The sequence below is a fragment of the Comamonas sp. w2-DMI genome (genome assembly GCF_040187735.1).
Taxonomy (GTDB): domain Bacteria; phylum Pseudomonadota; class Gammaproteobacteria; order Burkholderiales; family Burkholderiaceae_C; genus Comamonas; species Comamonas terrae.
The window spans coordinates 1-850 of sequence record NZ_JBANEL010000087.1 but is presented as its reverse complement, the minus strand read 5'-3'; the positions used below and the strand labels follow the sequence as shown (position 1 = coordinate 850).

Annotated in this window: 1 pseudogene; it reads right to left on the bottom strand. The window is 60.5% G+C overall.

Annotated elements, in window-relative coordinates:
* Window positions 1-17 precede the first annotated feature (17 nt).
* Window positions 18-778, bottom strand: a pseudogene (locus V8Z74_RS26205) (IS5 family transposase).
* Window positions 779-850 lie beyond the last annotated feature (72 nt).

Genomic DNA, 850 nt, shown 5'->3' with positions numbered 1-850 from the left:
CTAGGCTGAATCGACATTCAATCTGTCAGCCAAGCCAGACTTGCAGCGAGGCAGAGGAATGCCATGAAGTGGGCGGCCTTGCGGTCGTAGCGCGTGGCGATGCGTCGGAACTGTTTGAGTCGGCCGAAGCATCGCTCGATCGCATTGCGAGCCCGGTATAGCTTGCCATCGAAGGGCCGCGGCTGCTGGCAACTGCGCGGCGGAATCACGGCTTGAGCGCCTGCCGCCTCGATCTGCGCCACAAAGGCGCGGCTGTCATAGCCCTTGTCGGCAAGCACATGCGTTGGCCTGAGTCCTTTGAGTAACTCTGGAGCCTGAGTGATGTCGTTGACTTGCCCAGGCGTGAGGATCAATTTCAAGGCTCTGCCCTGAGCATCGCAGGCCATGTGGATCTTTGTGCTCAGCCCACCTCGGGAACGCCCCAGAGCCGGATTCTTGGCCCCCCTTTTCCAGTCGCGGCTTGCTGGTGAGCGCGAACGATGGTGCTGTCTATCAACAGGTACTGGTTGCCCCTATCCTTGACCAACACGGCAAACACCTGCTCCCAGACACCGGCAGCGGCCCAGCGCGTGAAGCGCTTATGCACGCTCTTGTACTTGCCGTAGCGCTGCGGCAGGTCGCTCCAGCGCGCGCCCGAGCGCAGTACCCAGAGCACGCCATTGACGAAGACACGGTTGTCTGCGCCACTGCGCCCAGGATCCGAGACTTTGCCGGGCAGCAAACCCTCAAGACGTTCCCATTGGTGATCTGTCAGTTCGTAGCGGCTGGGACGAGACATTTAGGCTGGTTTCCTCCTGCCTGTATCGTCTCATCTCCCATGCGCATCGCTCTGAATGTCGATTCAGCCTAG